This window comes from Pseudomonas sp. 30_B (assembly GCF_017491605.1).
Classification (GTDB): Bacteria; Pseudomonadota; Gammaproteobacteria; order Pseudomonadales; family Pseudomonadaceae; genus Pseudomonas.
In genome coordinates this window covers 95,590-119,766 of sequence record NZ_JAFGYY010000007.1, presented here as the reverse complement: position 1 = coordinate 119,766, position 24,177 = coordinate 95,590, and the positions used below count along the sequence as shown (strand labels likewise).

At 64.7% G+C, this 24,177-nt stretch carries 21 protein-coding genes; 12 read left to right on the top strand and 9 right to left on the bottom strand.

The window, feature by feature from the left end; all coding sequences use genetic code 11:
* Positions 1–3 precede the first annotated feature (3 nt).
* Entirely contained in the window at positions 4–858 is an 855-nt protein-coding gene (locus J5M67_RS09865) for an HlyD family secretion protein (protein ID WP_207885119.1), read from the top strand.
* On the opposite strand, the gene J5M67_RS09860 is transcribed toward J5M67_RS09865, so the two are convergent.
* The 3 genes from J5M67_RS09860 to J5M67_RS09850 form a co-directional block, all read right to left on the bottom strand.
* Positions 842–2,017 (bottom strand): MFS transporter, encoded by a 1,176-nt coding sequence (locus tag J5M67_RS09860; RefSeq protein WP_207885118.1) that lies wholly within the window; start codon positions 2,015–2,017, stop codon positions 842–844. The two genes, J5M67_RS09865 and J5M67_RS09860, sit on opposite strands and share 17 nt — an antisense overlap.
* Before the next feature lie 209 nt (positions 2,018–2,226).
* Positions 2,227–2,697, bottom strand: coding sequence for a MaoC family dehydratase (locus J5M67_RS09855; protein ID WP_207885117.1), 471 nt, complete (start codon positions 2,695–2,697; stop codon positions 2,227–2,229).
* Entirely contained in the window at positions 2,694–3,647 is a 954-nt protein-coding gene (locus J5M67_RS09850) for an alpha/beta hydrolase (RefSeq protein ID WP_207885116.1), read from the bottom strand. Before J5M67_RS09850 ends, J5M67_RS09855 begins: the two co-directional genes overlap by 4 nt.
* 336 nt (positions 3,648–3,983) lie before the next feature.
* Between J5M67_RS09850 and fadD2 the strand changes: the two genes are divergently transcribed.
* A complete protein-coding gene (gene fadD2, locus J5M67_RS09845) occupies positions 3,984–5,672 on the top strand; it encodes a long-chain-fatty-acid--CoA ligase FadD2 (RefSeq protein WP_207885115.1) in 1,689 nt (562 codons plus the stop codon).
* A 76-nt stretch (positions 5,673–5,748) separates the two neighbouring features.
* Here the strand turns inward: fadD2 and J5M67_RS09840 are convergent, their stop codons facing one another.
* Complete coding sequence (locus J5M67_RS09840; protein ID WP_207885114.1) at positions 5,749–5,985, bottom strand: YdcH family protein; 237 nt, start codon at positions 5,983–5,985, stop codon at positions 5,749–5,751.
* A 458-nt stretch (positions 5,986–6,443) separates the two neighbouring features.
* Here J5M67_RS09840 and fadD1 point away from each other — a divergent pair, with 458 nt between their 5' ends.
* Positions 6,444–8,129 carry a long-chain-fatty-acid--CoA ligase FadD1 gene (gene fadD1 / locus J5M67_RS09835; protein WP_207885113.1) on the top strand — a complete coding sequence of 562 codons (1,686 nt, stop codon included), beginning with the start codon at positions 6,444–6,446 and terminating at the stop codon, positions 8,127–8,129.
* 197 nt (positions 8,130–8,326) lie between these two features.
* Positions 8,327–12,343 (top strand): ATP-dependent RNA helicase HrpA, encoded by a 4,017-nt coding sequence (gene hrpA / locus J5M67_RS09830; RefSeq protein WP_207885112.1) that lies wholly within the window; start codon positions 8,327–8,329, stop codon positions 12,341–12,343.
* Positions 12,344–12,448: 105 nt separating this feature from the next.
* Here the strand turns inward: hrpA and J5M67_RS09825 are convergent, their stop codons facing one another.
* Positions 12,449–13,153, bottom strand: coding sequence for a glutathione binding-like protein (locus J5M67_RS09825; RefSeq protein WP_207885111.1), 705 nt, complete (start codon positions 13,151–13,153; stop codon positions 12,449–12,451).
* A gap of 120 nt (positions 13,154–13,273) precedes the next feature.
* Between J5M67_RS09825 and J5M67_RS09820 the strand changes: the two genes are divergently transcribed.
* Positions 13,274–13,711 carry an HIT family protein gene (locus J5M67_RS09820; RefSeq protein WP_207885110.1) on the top strand — a complete coding sequence of 146 codons (438 nt, stop codon included), beginning with the start codon at positions 13,274–13,276 and terminating at the stop codon, positions 13,709–13,711.
* Between the two features lie 21 nt (positions 13,712–13,732).
* Here J5M67_RS09820 and J5M67_RS09815 read toward each other — a convergent pair whose 3' ends face one another.
* Positions 13,733–14,152 carry a 3-isopropylmalate dehydratase gene (locus tag J5M67_RS09815; protein ID WP_207885109.1) on the bottom strand — a complete coding sequence of 140 codons (420 nt, stop codon included), beginning with the start codon at positions 14,150–14,152 and terminating at the stop codon, positions 13,733–13,735.
* 169 nt (positions 14,153–14,321) lie between these two features.
* Here J5M67_RS09815 and J5M67_RS09810 point away from each other — a divergent pair, with 169 nt between their 5' ends.
* Positions 14,322–15,386, top strand: a complete 1,065-nt coding sequence (locus J5M67_RS09810; protein WP_207885108.1) for a GGDEF domain-containing protein — start codon at positions 14,322–14,324, stop codon at positions 15,384–15,386.
* 5 nt (positions 15,387–15,391) lie between these two features.
* Here the strand turns inward: J5M67_RS09810 and J5M67_RS09805 are convergent, their stop codons facing one another.
* On the bottom strand, positions 15,392–15,904 hold the full coding sequence (locus J5M67_RS09805; RefSeq protein WP_207885107.1) for an ankyrin repeat domain-containing protein: 513 nt from the start codon (positions 15,902–15,904) through the stop codon (positions 15,392–15,394).
* A gap of 399 nt (positions 15,905–16,303) precedes the next feature.
* On the opposite strand from J5M67_RS09805, the gene J5M67_RS09800 reads away from it, so the two are divergent.
* The 3 genes from J5M67_RS09800 to J5M67_RS09790 are packed head-to-tail and all read left to right on the top strand — an operon-like array spanning position 16,304 to position 18,269.
* Positions 16,304–17,425, top strand: coding sequence for a beta-ketoacyl-ACP synthase III (locus J5M67_RS09800; protein ID WP_207885106.1), 1,122 nt, complete (start codon positions 16,304–16,306; stop codon positions 17,423–17,425).
* Positions 17,422–18,036: an RNA polymerase sigma factor gene (locus tag J5M67_RS09795; RefSeq protein ID WP_207885282.1), complete on the top strand. Its 615-nt coding sequence runs from the start codon at positions 17,422–17,424 to the stop codon at positions 18,034–18,036. Before J5M67_RS09800 ends, J5M67_RS09795 begins: the two co-directional genes overlap by 4 nt.
* The gene (locus J5M67_RS09790) at positions 18,030–18,269 is read left to right on the top strand and encodes a zf-HC2 domain-containing protein (RefSeq protein ID WP_207885105.1); all 240 of its coding nucleotides are present in this window, start codon (positions 18,030–18,032) and stop codon (positions 18,267–18,269) included. Before J5M67_RS09795 ends, J5M67_RS09790 begins: the two co-directional genes overlap by 7 nt.
* Before the next feature lie 209 nt (positions 18,270–18,478).
* On the opposite strand, the gene J5M67_RS09785 is transcribed toward J5M67_RS09790, so the two are convergent.
* On the bottom strand, positions 18,479–19,393 hold the full coding sequence (locus tag J5M67_RS09785; RefSeq protein WP_207885104.1) for a VTT domain-containing protein: 915 nt from the start codon (positions 19,391–19,393) through the stop codon (positions 18,479–18,481).
* 298 nt (positions 19,394–19,691) lie between these two features.
* Between J5M67_RS09785 and J5M67_RS09780 the strand changes: the two genes are divergently transcribed.
* Positions 19,692–21,008, top strand: a complete 1,317-nt coding sequence (locus tag J5M67_RS09780; protein ID WP_207885103.1) for an OprO/OprP family phosphate-selective porin — start codon at positions 19,692–19,694, stop codon at positions 21,006–21,008.
* Positions 21,009–21,202: 194 nt separating this feature from the next.
* Here J5M67_RS09780 and J5M67_RS09775 read toward each other — a convergent pair whose 3' ends face one another.
* The gene (locus tag J5M67_RS09775) at positions 21,203–21,667 is read right to left on the bottom strand and encodes a GNAT family N-acetyltransferase (RefSeq protein ID WP_207885102.1); all 465 of its coding nucleotides are present in this window, start codon (positions 21,665–21,667) and stop codon (positions 21,203–21,205) included.
* Between the two features lie 145 nt (positions 21,668–21,812).
* Here J5M67_RS09775 and J5M67_RS09770 point away from each other — a divergent pair, with 145 nt between their 5' ends.
* Positions 21,813–22,952, top strand: a complete 1,140-nt coding sequence (locus J5M67_RS09770) for an acyl-CoA dehydrogenase family protein (protein ID WP_207885101.1) — start codon at positions 21,813–21,815, stop codon at positions 22,950–22,952.
* Positions 22,953–22,994: 42 nt separating this feature from the next.
* Complete coding sequence (locus J5M67_RS09765) at positions 22,995–24,176, top strand: CaiB/BaiF CoA-transferase family protein (RefSeq protein ID WP_207885100.1); 1,182 nt, start codon at positions 22,995–22,997, stop codon at positions 24,174–24,176.
* The last annotated feature ends 1 nt before the right edge of the window (position 24,177 follow it).

Below are 24,177 nucleotides of genomic sequence, written 5' to 3'. Positions count from 1 at the left end.
TGAATGCGCGGATTCCTTCGCGTAGCCATCACCCTGATCCTGGTCGCCGCCGCCGTACTGGCCGGCACCTGGCTGTGGCGTTATTACATGCTCTCGCCCTGGACCCGCGATGCGCGGGTGCGCGCCGACGTGGTGGTGATCGCCCCGGACGTGTCCGGCTGGGTCACCGACCTGGCGGTGCAGGACAACCAGCAGGTGAAGGCCGGTGACCTGATCATGCGCATCGACCGCGAGCGCTACGCCGCCAACCTCGAACAGGCCAAGGCACTTGCCGAAACCCGCCACCAGCAGTACCTGCTGCGCCAGAGCGAGGCCTCGCGGCGCAACCGCCTGGGCATCGCGGCAATCAGCGCCGAAGACAAGGAAACCGCGCAGATCAACGCGGCCATCGCCAAGAGCGAGTATGACCAGGCACTGGCCCAGCTGCGTCTGGCCGAGCTGAACCTGACCCGCAGCGAGATGCGCGCCCCGCGCGACGGCCAGGTGACCAACCTGCGCCTGGCCCAGGGCAACTACGCACAGGCGGGCCAGGCGATGATGGCACTGGTGGACCAGAAGTCCTTCTACGTCACCGCCTACTTCGAGGAAACCAAGTTGCCCGGCATCCGCATCGGCCAACCGGCGCGGGTGGTGCTGATGAGTGGCGACGTCGCCATCGATGGCACGGTGGAAAGCATCAGCAGTGGCATTACCGACCGCAACGCGATTCCTGACAGCCAGTTGCTGGCCAACGTCGAACCGACCTTCAACTGGGTGCGCCTGGCCCAGCGCATCCCGGTGCGCATCCGCCTGGACAAGGTGCCTGACGGCGTGCACTTGAGCGCCGGGATGACCGCCAGCGTTACCGTAAGGCAGTGAGCGCGGCTTCGTCGCGCTCGCGCTGCAGCCAGCAGGACAGTGCTGCGCAGATGACCGATGTCGCCACCAGGCCGATGCCGACCCAGGGCGTCCAGGCGATGCCGGCCAGGCTGATCACCGCACCGCCCAGCGCTGCGCCGAGGGCCACGCCCAGGTGCATGGCCGAGGTGTTCAGCGCCACCCCGGCGCTGCCGCTGGCCGGGTCGCTGGCCAGCAGATAGCTCTGTACCGCCGGCGAGATCATCCAGCTGATGGTGCTCCAGACCATCAGGGCGCAGAGCAGCATCCATGGATGCCCGAGGCTCAGCGGGATTGCCAGCATCGCCGCGGCGAACAGCACCGGCACCACGATCAATGCACGGCGATGGCCGAGGCGGTCGCTCAGCCAGCCTCCCAGGTAGCCGCCGCCGATGGCGGCCAGGCCGATCAGCAGCAGGGTCAGGGCAATGCCCTGACTGTCGGTGATGCCCGCCACCTGCTGGAACCAGGGCGTGATGTAGGCGAACAGGGTGAAGTGCCCGCCCAGCAGGAGGATCGACACCAGCTGCGCCAGGTTCAGCGCCGGGCTGCGCAGCTGGCGACGGTACGCCGCGCCATTGGCCGGGCTGCCGAGGGTTCGGCGGGGCAGGGCGAGGCGCAGCAGGACTGCCAGCGGCAGGGAGTACAGGGCGATGGCGGCGAAGATCCAGCGCCAGCCGAACCATTCGTTCACCAGTACGCCGGCCGGCACGCCGAATACCAGCGAGCCGCTGATGCCCATGAAGATCAGGCCGATGGCGCGCCCGCGCTGGGCCGGCGGCGCCAGTTCCACCGCCAGCAGGCTGGCCTGCATGATCAGCAGTCCGCAACAGGCGGCCATGCCGATGCGCATCAGCAGCAGCGGGATGTAGCCGGGGCTCAGTGCCGCGCCGGCATTGAATATGGCGAACACCAGCAGGGTCATCACCAGCAGGCGGCGGCACTCGATACCACGGGTCAACCAGCCGAGCAGCGGCGCGGCAATGGCGAAGCTCAGGGAGAACAGGGTTGTGAGCTGGCCGGCGAGGCTGAGCGAGACATGAAGGTCGGCGGCCAGCGAGGGCAGGATGCCGGTGAGGATGGCCTCGGCAACGCCGGCGGCGAAGGTGCAGAGGGATAGCAACAGCAGTCGAAGGTCCATGGCGGCTCCGATTCCCGGTGATGGGGTTTCGGGCGGAGGGCCTTCGGTTATCCCAGTTGATTGAACTGACGAAGGGGCAGGGTAGTTGAGACGGAAACTGTATACAAGTTTCCGGGGCCGGATGGCCGACCCCGGAATGCGCGTCAGAACCTGTTCAAGGTCTTGCCGAGCACAGCATGAGCAAGTGCAGGCAGACGTTGAATAGGTTCTCAGCCGACGGTGATCGGCGGCAGTGCAGGCAGCTCGATGTTGAGCTTCTCGGTCGGTGCCATGACCTCGGCCTCGCCTTTGACCACGGCCTTGCCGTCCTGGTTGAGCACGGTGGTGCTGATGCGCACGCGGTTCTTTGGCAGCTTTTCCAGCACTTCCAGCTCCACCGTCAGTTCGTCGCCGAGCTTCACCGGGCGGGTGAAGGTCAGGTTCTGGCCGAGGTAGATGGTGCCCGGGCCGGGCAGGGTGGTGGCGATCGCTGCACTGATCAGCGCGCCGCTGAGCATGCCGTGGGCGATGCGTTCCTTGAATTGAGTAGTGGCGGCGTATTCGGCATCCAGGTGCACCGGGTTGCGGTCACCGGAGACCTCGGCGAACAGCTGGATGTCGCGCTCGGTGACGCTGCTCTGGAAGTTGGCCTTCTGGCCGACTTCGAGTTCTTCGTAGGGGACGTTTTGCACGGAAGTCATAGGGGCTCCTCGAGGGGCTCGGACTGGCGGACGGGGCAGTGCGCGCCCAGCCAGTCGATCAGGTTGCGGGTGACCTCGTCGCGGTTGCTCTCGTTGAACAGCTCGTGACGGGCGTCGGGATAAATCTTCAGTTGGACGTCGCGAACCCCGGCCCGGGTCATCGTCTGGGCGAGATCGCGCAAACGCTTGCCCTGGCTGACCGGGTCGCGTTCGCCGCCGATCACCAGCACCGGCAGGTCGCTGCGGATGCGCGACAGGTGCTCCAGCGGGGTGATATCGGTCAGGCCGCCGAGCAGGTCCAGCCACAGCTGGTTGCTGCAGCGGAAGCCGCAGAGCGGGTCGGCGACGTACTTGTCGACCTCGACGGGATCGCGGCTGAGCCAGTCGAAGGCGGTACGGTTCGGCTTGAAGGCCTTGTTGAAGGAGCCGAACGAGAGGAAGTCGATCAGCGCGCTGCGCCCCAGCGGACCCTGCCGCCAGCGCTCGAAGCGGGCGATGGCGCGGGCGCTCCGGTACAGCGCCACCGGCTGGTAGTTGGAGCCGGACAGTACCGCCGCCTTCAGGCTGGCGCTGTGCTGCATCAGGTAGGCGCTGCCGATGTAGCTGCCCATGCTGTGGCCGAGCAGGACGATGGGCAGATCCGGGTGTTCCTCGCGGATGTGCCGGTTCAGGGTATGCAGGTCGCCGATCACCTTGCCCCAGCCGCCATGGTCGGCGTAATGGCCGAGCTCGCCATGTTCGGCGGTGCGGCCGTGGCCGCGCTGGTCGATGGCGTAGAGGTGATAACCGGCGGCGCTCAGCGCAAGGCCCAGGCGTTCGTAGCGGCCGGCGTGTTCGGCCATGCCGTGGGACAGCATCAGGGCGCCGCGGGACGGGCCTTCCGGTGCCCAGTGGCGGGCGTACAACGGTGTCTCGTCGCTGGCGGTCAGCCAGTAGGCAGCGTAGGGCATGGATCCTTCCCGATCTGTTGTACGAATTATCGAGCGCAGAGGAGACACGGCGATCATCGCCGACGCTGCGCAGTGTACAGCGCAGCGCGCATCTGCCCAGGCGATTTTTGCGCAGCTCCGCGGGCAGACATTTCCTGTATGGATTGCGTCGGCTGGCCTAGGCTTCCCGCGACGCCAGGCGTTGGGGCCATTGCGCCTGGCAAGGCGGCGGTGGCGTGAGATTCACGCAGTCAATGACGCTTGCGGGAGTCTTTGCGCTGACCGGGGGAACTGCTAGCTTCCGTCAAATGACCGCAACGGCGGTTTTGTTTCGCTCAGGTATGAGGATAAGAATAAATGCAACCTGATTTCTGGAACGACAAACGCCCGGCCGGGGTGCCCAGCGACATCGATCTGACGGCCTACAAGTCCGTGGTGGAAGTCTTCGAACGCTCCTGCAAGAAGTTCGCCGACCGTCCGGCGTTCAGCAACCTGGGTGTGACCCTGACCTACGCCGAGCTGGACCGCCTGTCCGCCGCCTTCGGCGCGTACCTGCAGAAGAACACCGACCTGAAGCCCGGCGACCGCATCGCCGTGCAGATGCCCAACATCCTGCAATACCCCATTGCCGTGTTCGGCGCCCTGCGCGCCGGCCTCATCGTGGTCAACACCAACCCGCTCTACACCGCCCGCGAGATGCGCCACCAGTTCAAGGATTCCGGCGCCCGCGCGCTGGTCTATGTGAACCTGTTCGGCAAGCTGGTGCAGGAAGTGCTGCCCGATACCGGCATCGAATACCTGATCGAGGCGCGCATGGGCGACCTGCTGCCGACGCTCAAGGGCATGCTGGTCAATACCGTGGTCAAGCATGTGAAGAAGATGGTGCCGGAGTACAGCCTGCCCCAGGCCGTCTCCTTCAAGGATGCCCTGCGCCAGGGCCGTGGCCACGGCCTGCAGCCGGTCAAGGTCGGCCTGGAAGACATCGCGGTGCTGCAGTACACCGGTGGCACCACTGGCGTGGCCAAGGGCGCCATGCTCACCCACGGCAACCTGGTGGCGAACATGCAGCAGGTGCATGCCTGCCTGCAGCAGCACGGCCCGGACGGCAAGCCGCTGATGCAGGTCGGCAACGAGGTGATGATTGCGCCGCTGCCGCTGTACCACATCTATGCCTTCACTGCGAATTGCATGTGCATGATGGTCAACGGCAACCACAACGTGCTGATCACCAACCCGCGCGACATCCCCGGCTTCATCAAGGAGCTGAAACAGTGGCGCTTCTCCGCGCTGCTGGGACTCAACACCCTGTTCGTCGCCCTGATGGACCGTCCGGAATTCAAGGAACTGGACTTCTCCAATCTCAAGGTCACCAACTCCGGCGGCACCGCGCTGGTCACCGCCACCGCCGAGCGCTGGAAGGCCTTGACCGGATGTTCGGTGGTGGAGGGCTACGGCCTCACCGAAACCTCACCGGTGGTGACTACCAACCCGTACGGCGACAAGGCGCGCCTGGGCACGGTCGGCATCCCGGTGGCAGGCACCGCGCTGAAGGTCATCGACGACGACGGCAATGATGTCGGCCTGGGCGAGCGCGGTGAGCTGTGCGTGAAGGGCCCGCAGGTGATGAAGGGCTACTGGCAGCGTCCGGAAGCCACCGCCGAGGTGCTGGACGCCGAAGGCTGGCTGCGTACCGGCGACATCGCGGTGATCGACCCGGACGGCTTCGTACGCATCGTCGACCGCAAGAAGGACCTGATCATTGTTTCCGGCTTCAACGTCTACCCGAACGAGATCGAAGACGTGGTCATGGCCCACCCGAAAGTCGCCAACTGCGCGGCGGTCGGCGTGCCGGACGAGAAGTCCGGCGAGGCGGTGAAGCTGTTCGTCGTACCGCGCGAGGGCGGGGTGACGGTGGAAGAGCTCAAGGCCTACTGCAAGGAGAATTTCACCGGTTACAAGGTGCCCAAGCAGATCGTCATCAAGGACGCCCTGCCGATGACGCCGGTGGGCAAGATTTTGCGACGGGAGCTGCGCGAAACGGCTTGAGGCGAGCGTGAATGAAAAAGGGGGCTGATCCAGAATCAGCCCCCTTTTTTTATGGCGGGTTGTCGGCCAGAGCCGGTCAACCACCACAGCCGCCACAGCAGCCGTCCTTCTTGCGCAGGATCTCGTAGAGATCGTCCTTGAGCTGGAGCTTCTGCTTCTTCAGCGCCTCGATGGCGTCGTGGGTTGCGGGGGTGATGCCGGCTTCCATGTTCTTGATCTGCTGGTCGAGATCGTTGTGGCTATGGAAGAGCTTTGCAAAGTGCGGGTCCTCGGCTTTGAGGCGAGTAATCTTTTCACGGAATTCGGGAAACATGAGGGTTCTCCAGGAGAGTGCAAAAGCACTTTGCGGGATCCGGACCCCGATAGTGTTGAGGTAGATCACTGAAGTCTCCGCGACGATCGGGGCGTATGGACCTGCGCGAAATCGCCTGATCCGACTCCGAATATTCCCCCCTGCAACGGGGGGCAGTCTGATCGCCAGTCCCATCCTTTTTTCCGGTTTCATTTCCCTGAAATCGACTTTGTCAGACAATCCAACAAGGCTGCAGCCCTTCTGGCACGGGCTTTTCCGACGAGCGGGAGAAGGGTGACCGAAATAGCTGCTTCTGGTCATTTTTCTGACTGGCAAGGCTGTGTTTGGTGCTGGTCGCTGTTTCTCAAAGCTGCTAATCTCGGCCCGCTTTTCGCTCCCTGCCTCCAGGGAAAGCGACATAAACACAACAACGAACCGCACTGCGGTAAAGATGAGCTGTTGCTTAGGAGTGGGCTTCCATGACCGACAATTTCTGGAAGGACAAATACCCAGTGGGGATCGCTGCCGAGATCAACGCTGACCAGTACCCGAACATCCTCGCGGTACTCAAAGAGTCCTGCCAACGCTTTGCAAACAAGCCTGCCTTCAGCAACCTGGGCAAGACCCTGACCTACGGCGAGATGTACAAGCTCTCCGGGGACTTCGCGGCCTATCTGCAACAGAACACCGATCTCAAGCCCGGCGACCGCATCGCCGTTCAACTGCCCAACGTGCTCCAGTACCCGGTCGTGGTGTTCGGCGCCATGCGTGCCGGCCTCATCGTGGTCAACACCAACCCGCTGTACACCGCGCGGGAGATGGAGCACCAGTTCAACGACTCCGGCGCCAAGGCGCTGGTGTGCCTGGCGAACATGGCCCACCTGGCCGAGGAAGTGCTGCCGAAAACCGGCATCCGCAACGTCATCGTCACCGAAGTGGGTGACATGCTGCCGCCGCTCAAGCGCTTCATCGTCAACTTCGCGGTCAAGCACATCAAGAAGATGGTGCCGGCCTACAACCTGCCCAATGCGCAGAAGCTGACCGACGCCCTGGCCAAGGGCCGTGGCAAGGCGGTGGCGGAAGTCTCGCCCAGGAGCGACGACGTGGCTGTGCTGCAGTACACCGGCGGCACCACGGGCGTTGCCAAGGGCGCGATGCTGACCCACCGCAACCTGGTCGCCAACATGCTGCAGTGCAAGGCACTGATGGGCGCCAACCTCAACGAGGGCTGCGAGATCCTCATTGCGCCGCTGCCGCTGTATCACATCTACGCCTTCACCTTCCATTGCATGGCGATGATGCTCACCGGCAACCACAACATCCTGGTGACCAACCCGCGCGACCTGTCGAGCATGGTCAAGGAACTGTCGCAGTGGAAGTTCACCGGCTTCGTCGGCCTGAACACCCTGTTCGTCGGCCTGTGCAACAACGAGGGCTTCCGCAAGCTGGACTTCTCCGCGCTGAAGCTGACCCTGTCCGGCGGCATGGCCCTGCAGCAGGCCAGCGCCGAGCGCTGGAAGGACGTCACCGGCTGCGCCATCTGCGAAGGCTACGGCATGACCGAGACCAGCCCGGTGGTGTCGGTGAACCCGTTCCAGAACATCCAGATCGGCACCATCGGCATCCCGGTTCCGTCCACCCTGTGCAAGGTCATCAGCGATGACGGCCAGGACCTGCCGCTGGGCGAGCGTGGCGAGCTGTGCGTGAAGGGCCCGCAGGTGATGAAGGGCTACTGGCAGCGCCAGGAAGCCACCGACGAGATCCTCGACAAGGATGGGTGGCTGCGTACCGGTGACATTGCGATCATCCAGGACGACGGCTACATGCGTATCGTCGACCGCAAGAAGGACATGATCCTGGTGTCGGGCTTCAACGTGTACCCCAACGAACTGGAAGACGTGCTCGCCACCCTGCCGGGCGTGCTGCAGTGCGCCGCCATCGGCATCCCGGACGAGAAGTCCGGCGAGTCGATCAAGGTCTTCGTGGTGTCCAAGCCGGGCGTCACCCTGACCAAGGAGCAGGTCATGCAGCACATGCACGACAACCTCACCGGCTACAAGCGTCCCAAGTCCGTGGAGTTCCGCGACAGCCTGCCGACCACCAACGTCGGCAAGATCCTGCGCCGCGAACTGCGCGACCAGGAACTCAAGAAGGCCAAGGCCTGAGCTGATCGTTGAAGAAACCCGCCGCAAGGCGGGTTTTTTTATGCCTGGATGCGCAGGCGTGTAGGGCCGCCAAGCAATCGGCGTGGCGGCCCTTGCCGGTCTTTTGCGACAATTCGCGGATTGTCGCCATGACAGCCCATTCCAGGGACCGGCTCCGCACCTGCTCGCGCCGCTCCCGCCTGATGCCCGCGAAGCCGATGACCACAGACAGTACGCCGACTCCCGAACAGCTCCTGCAACGCATGGATCACGCGATGATCCGCGACCGCCATCGCCTGCGCCGGCAGCTCCACGAACTGCGCAAGCATCCCGACGACGCCAAGCTGGCCCAGTGGGCCGAGCGCTTCCAGGCGTCCTGCGCCAAGGTCGAGGCGCGCCGCGCGAGCATTCCGAAGATTCGCTACGACGACAGTCTGCCGATCGCCGCCAAACGCGACGAGATCAAAGCCGCGCTGGAAAAGAGCCAGGTGGTGGTGATCGCCGGCGAAACCGGCTCGGGCAAGACTACCCAGTTGCCGAAGATCTGCCTGGAGCTGGGGCGCGGCACCCACGGTCTGATCGGCCACACCCAGCCGCGCCGTCTGGCCGCGCGCAGCGTCGCCACCCGCGTCGCCGAAGAGATCGGCACGCCACTGGGCTCGCTGGTTGGCTACCAGGTGCGCTTCGAGGACCAGAGCGACGACAGCACCCTGATCAAGCTGATGACCGACGGCATCCTGTTGGCCGAGACCCAGCACGACCGCTATCTGGAACGCTACGACACGATCATCGTCGACGAAGCCCACGAGCGCAGCCTGAACATCGACTTCCTGCTCGGCTTCCTCAAGACGCTGTTGCCGCGCCGGCCTGACCTCAAGCTGATCATCACCTCGGCGACCATCGACCTGGAGCGGTTCTCGAAACATTTCGGCGATGCGCCGATTGTCGAAGTCTCGGGGCGTACCTACCCGGTGGAAACCTGGTATCACCCGCTGGCGGCGGAAGTGGACGAGGACGGCGAAGCGCTGTTCGACGACCTCTCCGTGGACCAGGGCATCCTCCGTGCGCTGGACGAGATCGCCGCCCACGAGCGCGAAGTCGGCAAGCGCCCCGGCGACGTGCTGGTGTTCCTCCCCGGTGAGCGCGAAATCCGCGACGCCGCCGACATGCTGCGCAAGGCCAACCTGCGCCATACCGAGGTGCTGCCGCTTTATGCGCGCCTGACGCCAGCCGAGCAGCAGAAGATCTTCGCGCCCATGCCGGGACGCAAGATCGTGCTCGCCACCAACGTCGCGGAAACCTCGCTGACCGTACCGGGCATCCGCTACGTGATTGACAGCGGCACCGCGCGCATCAGCCGCTACAGCTACCGCGCCAAGGTCCAGCGCCTGCCCATCGAGGCCATCTCGCAAGCCAGCGCCAACCAGCGCAAGGGCCGTTGCGGCCGGGTCGAGCCGGGCATCTGCGTGCGTCTGTACAGCGAGGAAGATTTCAACGGCCGCCCGGCCTTCACCGATCCGGAAATCCTGCGCACCAACCTCGCGGCGGTGATCCTGCAGATGCTCCACCTGCGCCTGGGCGACATCGAGGCCTTCCCCTTCATCGAGCCGCCGGACGGCAAGGCGATCAACGACGGCTTCACCTTGCTGCAGGAACTCTCGGCGGTGAACCGCGAGGGCCAGCTGACGCCGCTGGGCCGCCAGCTGGCGCGCCTGCCCATCGACCCGCGCCTGGGCCGCATGCTGCTGGAAGCGGCGCAACTGGGCAGCCTGCCGGAAGTGCTCACCGTGGCCAGCGCGCTGTCCGTGCAGGACCCGCGCGAGCGGCCGATGGACCGCCAGCAGGCCGCCGATCAGGCCCACGCGCAGTGGAAGGACCCGGACTCGGACTTCGCCGCGCTGATCAACCTCTGGCGCGGCTTCGAGGAGCAGCGCCAGGCGCTGGGCTCCAACCCGCTGCGCAACTGGTGCCGGAAGAACTTCCTGAACTATTTGCGTCTTCGCGAGTGGAGGGACGCGCACCGCCAGCTGACCTTGATCTGCCGCGAGCTTCAGCTGCCCTTCAGCAAAGGCGAGGGCAGTTCGCGCAAGAGCGAGCCTGCCCGCGAACAGGCCAAGCCACACGACAATCGTGGTCGCCAGCCAGTCGCCAAAGCGGATGAGCCTAAGGCCCGCGACATCGACTACGCCGCCGTGCACAAGGCGATTCTCTCCGGCCTGCTCAGCCAGATCGGCCAGAAGGCGGAGGAGGGCGACTACCTCGGCGCGCGCCAGCGACGCTTCTGGATTCACCCTTCCAGCGTGATCGGCCGCAAGAAGCCGCAGTGGATCATGGCCGCCGAGCTGGTGGAGACCACCAAGCTGTTCGCCCGCATGGTCGCCAAGATCGAGCCGGACTGGCTGGAGCCGCTGGCCGGGCACCTGGTGAAGAAAAATTACCTGGAACCGCACTGGGAAAAACGCCGTGGCCAGGTGGTGGCCTACGAGCAGATCACCCTCTACGGCCTGATCATCGTTGGCCGCCGCGCCGTGCATTACGGCCCGATCGACGCGCCGGTGTCCCGCGAGATGTTCATCCGCGAGGCGCTGGTGCGTGGCGAGATCAACAGCCGCGCCAGGTGCCTGGCGGCCAACCGTCAGCTGCTGGAAAAGCTCGACGAGCTGGAAGCCAAGGCGCGCCGGCGCGACATCCTCGCCGACGAGGAAACCCTGTTCGGCTACTACGACGCGCGCCTGCCGGCGGATATCTACCAGTCCGCCAGCTTCGAGAAATGGTACGAGCGCGAGCACAAGCAGCAGCCGGACCTGCTGATCATGCGCGAGGAAGACGTCCTCGCCCGCGATGCCAGCGAAGTCACCGCCGGCCTCTACCCGGACCGCCTGCGCCTGGGTGACCTGCAGCTGCCGCTCACCTATCACTTCGAGCCGGGCCACGTGCGCGACGGCGTGACTGTGCGCGTACCCGCGCCGCTACTGCCGCAATTGCCCGCTGAGCGCCTGGAGTGGCTGGTGCCGGGTCTGCTGGAGGCCAAGTGCATCGAGCTGGTGCGCAGCCTGCCCAAGGCGATCCGCAAGAACTTCGTGCCGGTGCCGGATTTCGTCCGCGCCGCGCTGGGCAAGATGGTCTTCGCCGAGGGCGCGCTGTCCGAATCCCTCGGTCGCGAGCTGCAGCGCATGACCGGCAGCCGCGTCCCGGAAGAGGCCTGGGCGGACGCCGAGATCCAGGTGGAAAGCCACCTGCGGATGAACATCGAAGTGGTCGACGCCCGTGGCAAGTTCCTCGGCGAAGGCCGCGACCTGGCCGAGCTCACTGCGCGCTTCGCCGAGGCCAGCCAGGCCGCGCTGGCGATCCCGCAGGCGGACAAGCCGCAGAAACCGGTGGAAGCCAAGGGCTTTGGCGAAGTGGCGGAGAAGGTCCAGCAGAAGGTCGCCGGGCTGTCGATGACGGTCTACCCGGCGTTGGTGGAAGAGGCCGGTGTGGTGAAGGAGAACCGCTTCCCGACCCAGGCCGAAGCCGACTACCAGCACCGCCGGGCCCTGCAGCGCCTGCTGCTGCAACAGCTGGCCGAGCCGGCGAAGTTCCTGCGCGGCAAGCTGCCGGGGCAGACCGACATGGGCCTGCTCTACCGCGAGCTGGGCCGCGTCGAGGCACTGGTGGAAGACATCCTGCTGGCCAGCCTGGACAGCGCCATTCTCGACGGCGAGAACAACCTGCCGCGCCATGGCGCCGGGCTTGCGTCACTGGCCGAGAAGAAACGCGGCGCCTGGACCGAGCACGCCGAGCGCATCGCCCGCCTGACCCTGGAAATCCTCAAGCTCTGGCATGGCCTGCAGAAGCGCTTCAAGGGCAAGGTCGACCTCGCCATGACCGTGCCGCTGAACGACGTGAAGGGGCAGTTGGCCAAGCTGGTCTACCCCGGCTTCGTGCGCGACACGCCGCTGGAATGGCTGAAGGAATACCCGCGCTACCTTAAGGCGGTCGAGCAGCGCCTGGACAAGGTTGCCGGGCAGGTCCAGCGCGACCGCGTGTGGAGCGGCGAGATGGCCGGCTACTGGGAACAGTATTCGGCGCGCCTGGCCAAGCACACCCAGGAAGGCAAGCGCGACCCTGAGCTGGCGCTGTACCGCTGGATGCTGGAGGAGTACCGCGTCTCGCTGTTCGCCCAGCAACTGGGGACCAAGGTGCCGGTGTCGGACAAGCGCCTGTCGAAGCAGTGGAGCCAGGTCGAGGCCTGACCGCGATTGATCTTGTAGGAGCGAGCTTGCTCGCGAACCCGCCCAGCTCCTGAGTTGCCGGGGAATCTATTCGCGAGCAAGCTAGCTCCTACAGGGTGTGAATCCTCAATCCCGCTTCGGGATATTCAGCCCACGCTGCACCGCCGGCCGTGCGAGGAATCGCTCCAGCACGCGCTTCACATTGTGGAAGTTCTCAAAGCCCACCAACTCTCCCGCCTCGTAGAAACCGACCAGGTTGCGAATCCACGGGAAGGTGGCGATGTCGGCGATGGTGTAGCGCTCGCCCATGATCCAGTCGCGGCCTTCCAGGCGCTGGTCGAGCACGGCCAGCAGGCGTTTGGCCTCGTCCACGTAGCGCTGCAGCGGGCGCTTGTCCTCGTAGTCCTTGCCGGCGAACTTGTTGAAGAAGCCCACCTGGCCGAACATCGGGCCGATCCCGCCCATCTGGAACATCACCCACTGCAGAGTCTCGTAGCGGCCGCTGGTGCCGGGGACCACCAGCGAGTCGGTCTTGTCGGCGAGATAGACCAGGATCGCGCCGGACTCGAACAGCGCCAGCGGCTTACCGTCCGGACCGTTGGGGTCGATGATCGCGGGGATCTTGTTGTTCGGGTTCAGCGAGAGGAATTCCGGGGACATCTGGTCGTTGCGCTCGAAGCTGACCAGGTGCGGCTCGTAGGGCAGACCCAGCTCTTCCAGCATGATCGACACCTTCACGCCGTTGGGCGTGGGCAGCGAGTACAGCTGCAGGCGGTCAGGGTGTTCGGCGGGCCATTTGCGGGTGATGGGGAACGCGGAAAGATCCGACATGCAAACTCCGATCTGTTGAGCGAAAGGCCTCAGGATAGACCGCTGCGCGTCGCCGGTCATGACCCGCGCGCGACAAACCGGTATGGTGCGGCCCCATAGTCACTGGAGATGGAGCCCACCATGAGCCTGCAAGGCACCTACGATCCGCAGAACATCTTCGCCCAGATCATTCGTGGCGAAGCTCCCTGCTACAAGCTGTACGAGGACGACGACGTGCTCGCCTTCCTCGACCTGTTCCCGCAGTCCTACGGCCATACCCTGGTGATTCCGAAGAACTCCCCGGCGCGCAATATCCTCGAAGTCGACCCCGATGCGCTGGCCAAGGTGATGCGCGTGGTGCAGCGCCTGACCGGCGTCATCGTCGCGGAGCTCAACCCCGATGGCGTACAGGTCGCCCAGTTCAACGGCGCGCCGGCGGGGCAGACGGTGTTCCACATCCACATGCACATCGTTCCGCGCTATGCCGGCGAGGGCCTGGGGATCCACGCGGCGAACAGGGCCGACGCGGGAGAACTGGAGAAGCTGCAGGCGCGCCTCGTGGCTCGCCTGAACGGCTGAGGCGTACCCGGGCGGTCGGGCTTACTCGACCGCCGGCTTGATATCGAAACCGGTGCGGTTGTCGCTGACGATGCGGAAGGCGTTGTTGCCGCCCGGTTCCAACGGCACCAGCAGTTCGCGGCGCAGCATGGCCTTGCTGCAGAGGCCTTCGCCGTCCTTGTCGCCGATGATGCCGACCACATGCTTGCCCGCCGGCACCTGGAAGCTGGCCGACTCGCCCTTGCCGATGCGCGCGGCTACTTCGTGATCGATGGTGACGGCGACGTAGCAGCCACCACCCAGGTACCCCTCATCGCGGGTCACGTCGACCTGGACGCTGTCCTTGCCCGCTTGCTGATAGGCCAGCAGGCGATCGGAAGGAACGGGATGGACTTCATCGCCCTGGTACGAGGCACAACCGGACAGCACCAGCAACGGCAGGACGGCAAGGATCGAACGCATAGATTTCCTCCACGGATGATGCAGCGAAGGCTAGCCCAGAGCGGCTGATCCTGCCGTGAATCGGCCGGCGTACAGAATGAATCGGTCGGATGGCTACTCACTGTAGGAAATTGGAGTAGTCTTTTTGGGGCGGTCGACCCGCTGACGGCCAAGCCAAGGAGCCAGGCTGATGTACCGCAACAGCGATCCCGAACAACTGTACGAACCCAGCACCGGGCCGACAGGGCTGGAAGAGGCCGATCACCGCCTGTTGATGCGGCTGATCTTCGCCTGCACCGGAGCGACCCTGGGGGTGTTCTGCATCCTCCAGAGCCTGGCCGGCAACTACTGGCTGGCCGGCGCCGAGGCGGCAGCCTGTGGTGTGCTGTTGTGGGCCTCGCACCGGCTCAAGCGGGTGCGCCGCCTGGTGCCGTGGATCTTCGCCTACCTGCTCCCGACCTTCTGCTTCATCCTCTATATCATCGTCATGCCCAAGGCCTCGGCCACGGCGTTCGTCTGGGTCTACCTGATGCCGGTCATGGCCTACCTGCTGCTGGGCCAGTGGCGCGGCTTCCTGCTGAGCGTGCCGTTCATGCTGCTGGCGACCCTGATGTACCTCTACGTGAACCACCTGCGCCTGGATGCGCCGGGGCTGATCGACATCGGCAACGGCATCTTCTGCGGCGTGCTGGTGCTCGCCTTCATGCACCTCTACGAGGGGCGGCGCGCCGAGGCCTATAAGCAGTTGCGGCACCTGGCGCTCACCGATGCGCTGACCGGAGTGGCCAGCCGCAAGAGCTTCCAGCGCGCGCTGCATCGCTGTATCCAGGAGTCGGCCCGTTACGACGCGCGGCTGGTGCTGGTGGTGCTGGACGTCGATCACTTCAAGCTGATCAACGACCAGTGGGGACACGATGCGGGCGACAAGGCCCTGCAGCACCTGTGCAGGTGCTTGCGCCATCGCTTGCGCGCCACCGACCTGATCGGCCGCCTGGGCGGGGAGGAGTTCGGAATCCTGCTGCCGTTCACCGACCGCTTCGACGCCCAGCCGCTGGTGGAAGCGTTATGCGAGGAAGTCGCCCGGCGACCGCTGGAGTATTCCGGCCAGCAGATTCCGTTGTCCGCCACCTTCGGTCTGGCGGAGTGGCCCACCGACGGCCTGGATGCCGACGAACTCTACCGCTGCACCGACCGCCGCCTGTATCGGGGCAAGGCGGAAGGGCGCAATCGACTGGTCCACAGCGACCCGGTCTGAGCGGCTCAGGCAGCGGAGAGCAGGGCAAGGGTATCGGCGGCGTTCATCATCCGCGCGGCGGCCAGGGGCGTCAGGCCGCTGGCATCCTGGGCCGCAGGGTCGGCGCCGTGTTCCAGGAGGCAACTGACGATCTCCGGACGATTGAACATCGCTGCCATCATCAGGGCGGTCTTGCCGTCGGGCGAGGCGCCCTCGACGTCGGCACCGTTGCCCAGCAACAGGCGCACCATCTGCAGATCGCCCTTGAAGGCGGCGCCGGCCAGCGGCGTCTGCCCGGCATTGTTGCGCAGGTCCGGGTCGGCGCCGTGCTCCAGTAGCGCCTGCACCGTGGCGTGATGGCCGTAGTAGCTGGCCAGCATGAGCAGGCTGTCGCCCTTGTGGTTGCGTAGATTGGCCGGCAGGCCCTGTCGCAGCAGCTCGGCAAGGCGCTCGGTATCGCCCTGGCGGGCCAGATCGATCACCTGGTTGGCGAATTCCACGGTCTGTTCGTCCATTTCCGGGCGGGGCATGTCACTCATCCTTTCAGTTTCCCTGGGCAATGGCGTGAAGCATACGAGCCGTCGCCGGCTGTGGCGCGCCAGCGGTGACTATGAGGCCCTTGCAGAAATTCAATCGACGCGCCATGCAGTACGAGGCTTTATTACGGAAAGTGGCGGAATAACCACGCTTTTCCGGCGACTTTTTGCCGAAAATTGCAGCATAATCAGCACCCCCGTGGTTGTACCAAGGTACCACTGCGAACCGCCGGGCGGCGGAAGATGCCGCCTGCAGACGGGGATGGCAGACTGCTTTGCTACATTTTCCGGTATCCGCGCCGTCTCGCGGACCCAGACTATCCAGTGCCGGCCTGCGTGCGGGCACCTTGATGCCTAACCTTGCCGCCTGGTCCGGCGGCCCGATACAGAAGAGGATTGACCGTGCATAAAGTCGTGATCAGCGGAACAGGCCTGTATACCCCGCCGTTCAGCATTTCCAACGATGAACTGGTGGAATCCTTCAACAGCTACGTCCGCATTCACAACGAAGAACACGCCGAGGCGATCGCCAAGGGCGAGATGGAGCCGCTGGCCGAATCCAGCTCCGCCTTCATCGAGAAAGCTTCCGGCATCAAGAGCCGCTTCGTGGTGAACAAGGAAGGCATCCTCGATCCCCATCGCATGGCTCCGCGCATTCCGGAGCGCTCCAACGAAGACTGGGGCATCCTCTGTGAAATGGCCGTACACGCCGCCAGGGAGGCCCTGCAGCGCGCCGGCCGTACTGCGGAAGACATCGACGGCGTGATCGTCGCCTGTTCCAACCTGCAGCGCGCCTACCCGGCGGTGGCCATCGAAGTGCAGGCGGCCCTCGGCATCCAGGGTTTCGGCTTCGACATGAACGTCGCCTGCTCCTCGGCCACCTTCGGCCTGCAGGCCGCGGTGAACAGCGTGCAGCTCGGCCAGGCCCGCGCCATCCTGATGGTCAACCCGGAAATCTGCACCGGCCACCTGAACTTCCGCGACCGCGACAGCCACTTCATCTTCGGTGATGCCGCCACTGCGGTAATCGTCGAGCGCGCCGACCAGGCCACCTCCAAGCACCAGTTCGACGTGGTGAGCACCAAGCTGCTGACCCAGTTCTCCAACAACATCCGCAACAACTTCGGCTTCCTCAACCGCGCCGCGGAAGAGGGCATCGGCACGCGCGACAAGCTGTTCGTGCAGGAAGGCCGCAAGGTGTTCAAGGACGTCTGCCCGATGGTGGCCGAGCTGATCGGCGAGCACCTGGCGCAGAACGACATCCCGGTCAGCGACGTGAAGCGCTTCTGGTTGCACCAGGCCAACCTGAACATGAACCTGCTGATCACCCGCAAGCTGCTCGGCCGCGACGCCGAGGCCCACGAGGCGCCGGTAATCCTCGACACCTACGCCAACACCAGCTCGGCCGGTTCGGTGATTGCCCTGCACAAGTACCAGGACGACCTGCCCGCCGGCTCCATCGGCGTATTGAGCTCCTTCGGCGCCGGCTACTCCATCGGCAGCGTGATCCTGCGCAAGCGCTGATCGTGCCCACAGACGACAGCGAACTGTTGTCGCGCCTGCTGGCCGGTGACCAGCAGGCTTTCCGCACCCTGGTAGCCGCCTACCAGGGTGCGATGCGTGCCGTTGCCATCGCCATCGTCGGCGGTGCCCAGGCCGACGAAGTGGTGCAGGATGCCTGGCTTGCTGCCGTGCGCAATCTCGATGGCTTCCAGGGCCGTTCCAGCCTCAAGACCTGGTTGCTGACCATCACTGCCAATACCGCCAAATCCCGACTGCGCAAGGTTCGCCGCGATATCTCGCTGGACGATCTGCCCGCACCCCACGGCAGCATCGACGACGCCCGTTTCGCCGCCGACGGTCACTGGAGCCCGGCACCGTTGGCCTGGCACGAAGATTCCCCGGAAGCCCTGCTGGCCGAGGATGAACTGCGCGAATGCCTGGAAAATACCCTCGCCAGCCTGTCCGAGCTGCAGCGCAGTGTCCTGCTGCTGCGCGAACGGCAGGGACTGGAGCTGGACGAGATCTGTAATCTTCTGGACGTTTCGCTCTCCAATGTCAGGGTGCTGCTGCATCGTGCGCGGCTGAAGGTGTTCGCCACGCTGGAGTACTTCGAGGAGACCGGGGAATGCTGACCTGCAAGGAACTGGTGGCACGCTCCAGCGACCTGCTGGACGAACAACTGGGCTTTCGCGAGAAGCTGGCGCTACGGCGGCACCTGCTGCTGTGCCGCAACTGCCGGCGCTACCTGCGGCAGATGAGGTTGGCCCAGGCGACCCTGCGTGCGCTGCCGGAGAAGACCAGCGCGGACACCGAGCTGCTCGCCGCGCACCTTGCGGAACTGCGCCGGGACCATTCGCGACGCTGAGCCCGCGCAAGGCTCTTCGTAGGAGCGAGCTTGCTCGCGAACCCGCTTGACGCTGGAGTCGCCGGAAACCCTGATTCGCGAGCAAGCTCGCTCCTGCAAGGGCGGGATCGACGGGCGTTTCGCAGCGATGGCTCCCGCAGGAGCGGATCTTATCCGTGAACCCTCCCGGCACTCCGACTATCGCGGACGGCTACCGATCGCTTCGCGGATCAATCCGGTCCCTGCGCATGCCATGCATCCAACCCACCCGACAGCGCCCATGCGCGCGGATGCCCGGACGCCTGCAGCCGTTCGGCGAGCATGGCGGCGGAGAGTTCGTGGGGGCAGGCGCAGTAGATCACCACATCCTTGCCCTCCAGGCTGCCACTCAACTGGTCCAGCGGCGCGTCGAGCCCGAAGGGAATGGAGCCGGGGATCGCTTCGCTGTCGAACTGCGCGCGCACGTCGAGGATCAGCGGCGGTTGTTCGGCGTTCAGGCGGGCGCGCAGCTCGTCGACGCTGATGCGCGGAATCCGCGAGGTGCGCCGCAGCAGGCTGTAGCGCTGCCAGAGCTTCCAGGCGATGAACAGGGCGAAGGCGCCGAACAGCAGCGCGGCGCCGAGGCTGGCGTATTGGCTGAGCCAGCCGAGCACGTAATCCACCGCATCGCTGAAGATGCTGCCAATCATCAACGCCGAACCGGCCCAGAGCGCGGCCCCGGCGCAGTCATAACCGAGGAAGCGAGGCAGACGGGTGCCGGTCATGCCGGCCATGGTGGTGGTCAGCGCGCTGGCGCCGGGGAGAAAGCGCGAGATCAGCAGCGCGCGTGGGCCAATGCGCAGATACAGGCTCTGGCTCTGGCGGATGCAGCTGTCCGGTGACAGCGAGACCTTGCACACACTGCGCAGCATGAAGCCGCCGTAGTGCCGGCCGGCGAAGTACCAGATGCAGTCCGCGATCAGGCAGGCGATGACCGCCACTGCCAGCGCTTCGCCCAGCGGCACGCCGCTGCCTTGCAGGGCCAGGGCGCCAGCGACGATCAGGGCCGGGTAGGCGGGAATCGGCAGGCCGAGCTGTTCCAGCAGGACGTTGAGGAACAGCAGGGAAAGGCCGTGCTGCTGGATCAGGGGTTGCAGTTCGTGCATGGGGACGCCTGAAGGCAAGGTCTTTCAGATGAAGGAGAAAGCATACCGCCAAAGTGGCTGCCGGAAAGCGTCCGCAGCCTGGTCGGACAAGAGTTAGGAGCTATATGACTCAAAGAAATCAAAAGTTCCTTTGTAATAAAAGTTTTATCTACGAGCAACTGATCTGAAATAACCCCTCGCCAAGATTCCCAGCAACACAAACGGGGGCCGCCAGACGGCCTGTGCGTGACCTTGGGGGCCGCGCAGCAGCCAGGCACTCGGCGTGTTCAACGCTAAATACCATTAAGGGGAATCTTCGATGATCCGTAAGCACTTCGCCGGTTACGCCGCCACTGCCCTGGCACTGGCCGTTTCCGCCCAGGCTTTCGCAGGCACAGTCACCACCGATGGCGCCGATATCGTTATCAAGACCAAGGGCGGCCTTGAGGTCGGCACCACCGACAAAGAGTTCAGCTTCAAGCTGGGTGGCCGTCTGCAAGCGGATTACAGCCGTTTCGATGGTTTCTACACCAAGAACGGCAACGAGGCTGACGCCGCGTACTTCCGTCGTGCCTACCTGGAACTGGGCGGCACCATGTACCGCGACTGGAAATACCAGATCAACTATGACATGTCCCACAACTCGGGTAACGCTGACAACGGTTACTTCGACGAAGCTTCCTTCAGCTACATCGGCTTCGCTCCGGTCACTCTGAAGTTCGGTCGTTTCGACCCCGACTTCGGCCTGGAAAAAGCCACCAGCTCCAAGTGGGTTACCGCCACCGAGCGTACTTCCGCCTACGAAATTGCTGACTGGATCAACACCCACCAGGACGGTATGGGTGCTCAGGTGGGCGGCGTGATTGCCAACATGGCCTACGTCGATGCCGGCGTGTTCGCCAAGGACGCCGACGACACCGACGGCGACAGCGTCAAGCAGTTCAACTTCCGTGGCGTGTTCGCTCCGATGAACACCGACGGCAATGTCCTGCACGTCGGTCTGGACTACGCCTACCGCGACCTGAACGACACCGCCTTCGACTCCCGCATCCGTCCGCGTCTGGGCATGCGTGGCGTGGCCACCAACGGCGGTAACGACGCCGGCGACAACGGCAACCGCGCGACCTTCGGCGGCGCTACCCTGAGCCCTGCCGGTTCCTACAAGGACGACTCCACCTGGGGTGCTGAACTGGCCTACGCCTTCGGCCCGTTCTCCGCTCAGGCCGAATACGTCGACCGCAAGCTGAAAGCCGATGCCAATGCCTACCAGGACATCAAGGCTGACGGTTACTACGGCCAACTGGCGTACACCATCACCGGCGAATCCCGCGGATACAAGCTCGATGGCGCCAAGTTCGACACCATCAAGCCGGCTGACAAGCAGCTCGGTGCCTGGGAAGTCTTCTACCGTTACGACCACATCAAGGTCGACGACCCGAACGTGGTCGTGGCTACCGCTACCCGCGACGTGGGCGACACCAAGGCCAGCACCAACACTGTCGGTGTGAACTGGTACGCCAACGAAGCGGTGAAGGTCTCCCTCGACTACGTTCACGTCACCACCGACGGCATCCGCAACGCCAACGGCGACGATGACGGCAACGGCGTCGTGACCCGTCTGCAATACGTGTTCTAAGCACTACGCAGTACCGTTGACTCCTTTGTGTGAACCCCCGCCTCGGCGGGGGTTTTTTTATGGGACCAGGAAGTTGCTTCCGTATGAACGCCAAACCGCCGGCTGTTGTAGGAGCGGATTTATCCGCGATTGGCTCGCCTCACGTAGAAGGTGAAATCATCGCGGACGGAGTCCGCTCCTACGCCCTTGCTGGATCAGCGGAGCAAAGGCCCCGCTGGCCGTCGGCAGAATTCGAACTCAAGCAGCTCATCGAACGGATTGCCCATTTCCAGCCGCGTCCAGCCCAGCTTGAGGAGGAATGCCAGCGCCGCCGGGTTGTCCGGCTTCACGCTGGCCCGCCACAGGGGACTGCCCTGCAGTTCCGGCCGGCTCATCACCAGCGTCATTACCGCGCGCCCGATGCCTGAGCCGCGTAATGCCGGACGCACGGCGAGGTCGGTGACGAAGTAGTACGGACGCGCCGGGGTGGGCAGGCAAACCCCCACCACCGCGACCAGCAGGCCGCCACGCAGGATGCTGTATTGAGCCTTGTCCGCATCGGCGAGCACCTGTTCCAGCCAGTACCGATCCATCGGGCCCAGTTGTGCGTCAAGCAGCGGGTCGTCGAACCAGCTTTCGTAGAGTGGGATGTCCTCCGGCTGGAAAGGGCGAATCTGCATGCGGGCGCTCTCCGCTGCGGCTATCGGAGGTTTCACCCTCGCATTCCCTGGCCGATTGCGTCAATCGACCCTGAGCGCTCGCGTCATTGAGGCCGCGCGCGGCCAGCACCTACCCTGCGGGCACTCAACCCACCGGGAGTCGACCATGCTGCGCAATCACTTCGAGACCGAGCACAACCTGTTCCGCGATGCGTTCCGATCCTTCCTCGACAAGGAAGTGGTGCCCCACCAGGAAGAATGGGAGGAGGCCGGTGTGGTGGACCGCAGCGTCTGGCGCAAGGCGGGGGAGATGGGCTTCCTGTTGCCCTGGGCGGAGGAGGAGTACGGCGGAACCGCGCTGAAGGATTTCCGCTACGAACAGATCATGTGTGAGGAACTGGCCGCTATCAACGAGCCGGGCTTCATGATCCCGCTGCACTCGGCGCTGTGCGGTCCCTACATTGCCGAGTACGGCAACGCCGAGCAGAAGGCCCGCTGGCTGCCGGGGATCATCCGTGGCGAGAGCATCCTGGCGGTGGCGATGACCGAGCCATCGGCCGGTTCCGACCTGGCCGGCATGCGTACCACGGCGGTGGACAAGGGCGATCATTTCGTCCTCAACGGCTCCAAGGTGTTCATCTCCAACGGGCTGCTGGCAGACCTGGTGATAGTCGCGGCCAAGACCGACCCTTCGAACAAGCATGCCATGGGCCTGTTCGTGGTCGAGCGCGGCATGGAAGGCTTCGAGCGCGGGCGCAACCTGAAGAAGCTGGGCATGAAGAGCCAGGACACCGCCGAGCTGTTCTTCAACAACGTCAAAGTGCCGAAGGAAAACCTGCTGGGCGACGCCAAGGGCGGCTTCTTCTACCTGATGAACATGCTCGCCCAGGAGCGCCTGACCAACGCCTGCGGCGCGGTGGCTGGTGCCGAGGCGGCGCTGAACGCGACCATCGACTATGTGAAGGAGCGCAAGGCCTTCGACCGTCCGGTCGCGCACTTCCAGAACACCCGCTTCAAGCTCGCCGAGATGCGCACGCAGATCGACGTGGCACAGGTCTTCACCGACCGCTGCGTGATGGACCACAACCAGAAGAAGCTCACCCCCGAAGTGGCCGCCGAGGCCAAGCTGTTCACCACCGAGCTGCTGTGCAAGGTGGTCGATGAGGGCGTGCAACTGCACGGCGGCTGGGGTTACATGTGGGAGTATCCGATCTGCAAGATGTATGCGAACGCGCGTATTCAGCGCATCTTCGCCGGTACTTCGGAAATCATGAAAGAGATCATCAGCCGCGGCATGAAGCTCTGAGGCGCGGCGCCCACGCATCGATTGAGCGAAACAGGAGTGCCCATGAACGGCCCGCTCGCCTCACTGAAGATCCTCGATTTCTCCACCCTGCTGCCGGGGCCGTTCGCCTCGCTGCTGCTGGCCGACATGGGTGCCCAGGTGCTGCGGGTGGAGTCGCCCACGCGCATGGACCTGGTGCGTGTGCTGCCGCCGCACGCGGACGGCACCTCCGCCAGCCATGCCTACCTCAACCGCAACAAGCGTTCCATCGGCCTTGACCTCAAGCAGCCCCAGGCGGTGGAGGTGGTGAAGCAGCTGGTGCGGGAATACGACATCGTGCTGGAGCAGTTCCGCCCCGGTGTGATGGACAAGCTGGGCGTGGGCTACGAGGCGCTCAGGGCGATCAACCCGAAGCTGATCTACGTGTCGATTACCGGCTATGGCCAGACCGGCCCCTTCCGTGATCGCGCCGGGCACGACATCAACTACCTGGCCCTGGCCGGCGTCGCCAGCTACACCGGCCGCCGCGACACCGGCCCGCTGCCGCTGGGCGTGCAGTTGGCGGACATCGGCGGCGGGTCGCTGCATGGCGTGATGGGTTTGCTGGCCGCGGTTATCCACCGCCAGCAGACGGGAGAGGGGCAGCAGGTCGACGTGAGCATGACCGACTGCGCGTTCAGTCTGCATGGCATGGCGGGCGCGGGGTATCTCGCGGCAGGGGTGGAGCCGGAAATGGAAGGCCTCGCACTCAACGGCGGCAGCTTCTACGACTACTACCGCACCCGCGATGGCCGCTGGTTTTCGGTGGGCAGCCTGGAGCCGCAATTCATGCAGCAGTTCTGTGCCGCCATCGGCCGCCCGGAGCTGGCCGCACGCGGGCTGTCGCCCAAACCGGAGGACCAGCGGGCGCTCAAGCGTGAGATCGCCATCGAGTTCGAGAAGCACGATTTCAGCGAGTGGCAGGAACGCTTTGCCGTGCTGGACGCCTGCGTCGAGCCGATGCTGTCGTTGTCCGAGGCGGTCGAGCATCCACAACTGCGCGAACGCGGCGTGGTTACCGGCGTTCCTAATGGCAAGGGTGGCGAGCAGCGGCAGATCGCCTGTCCGATCCACTTCTCCGCCGGCCTGCCCGAGCCGCGCCATATCGGTGTCGCATTGGGCGCGCACACGGTCGAGGTGATGGCGGAGCTGGGCTACTCGGCCGAGCAGGTCGAGGCGCTGAAGGCGGCGAAAGTCATCGCCTGAG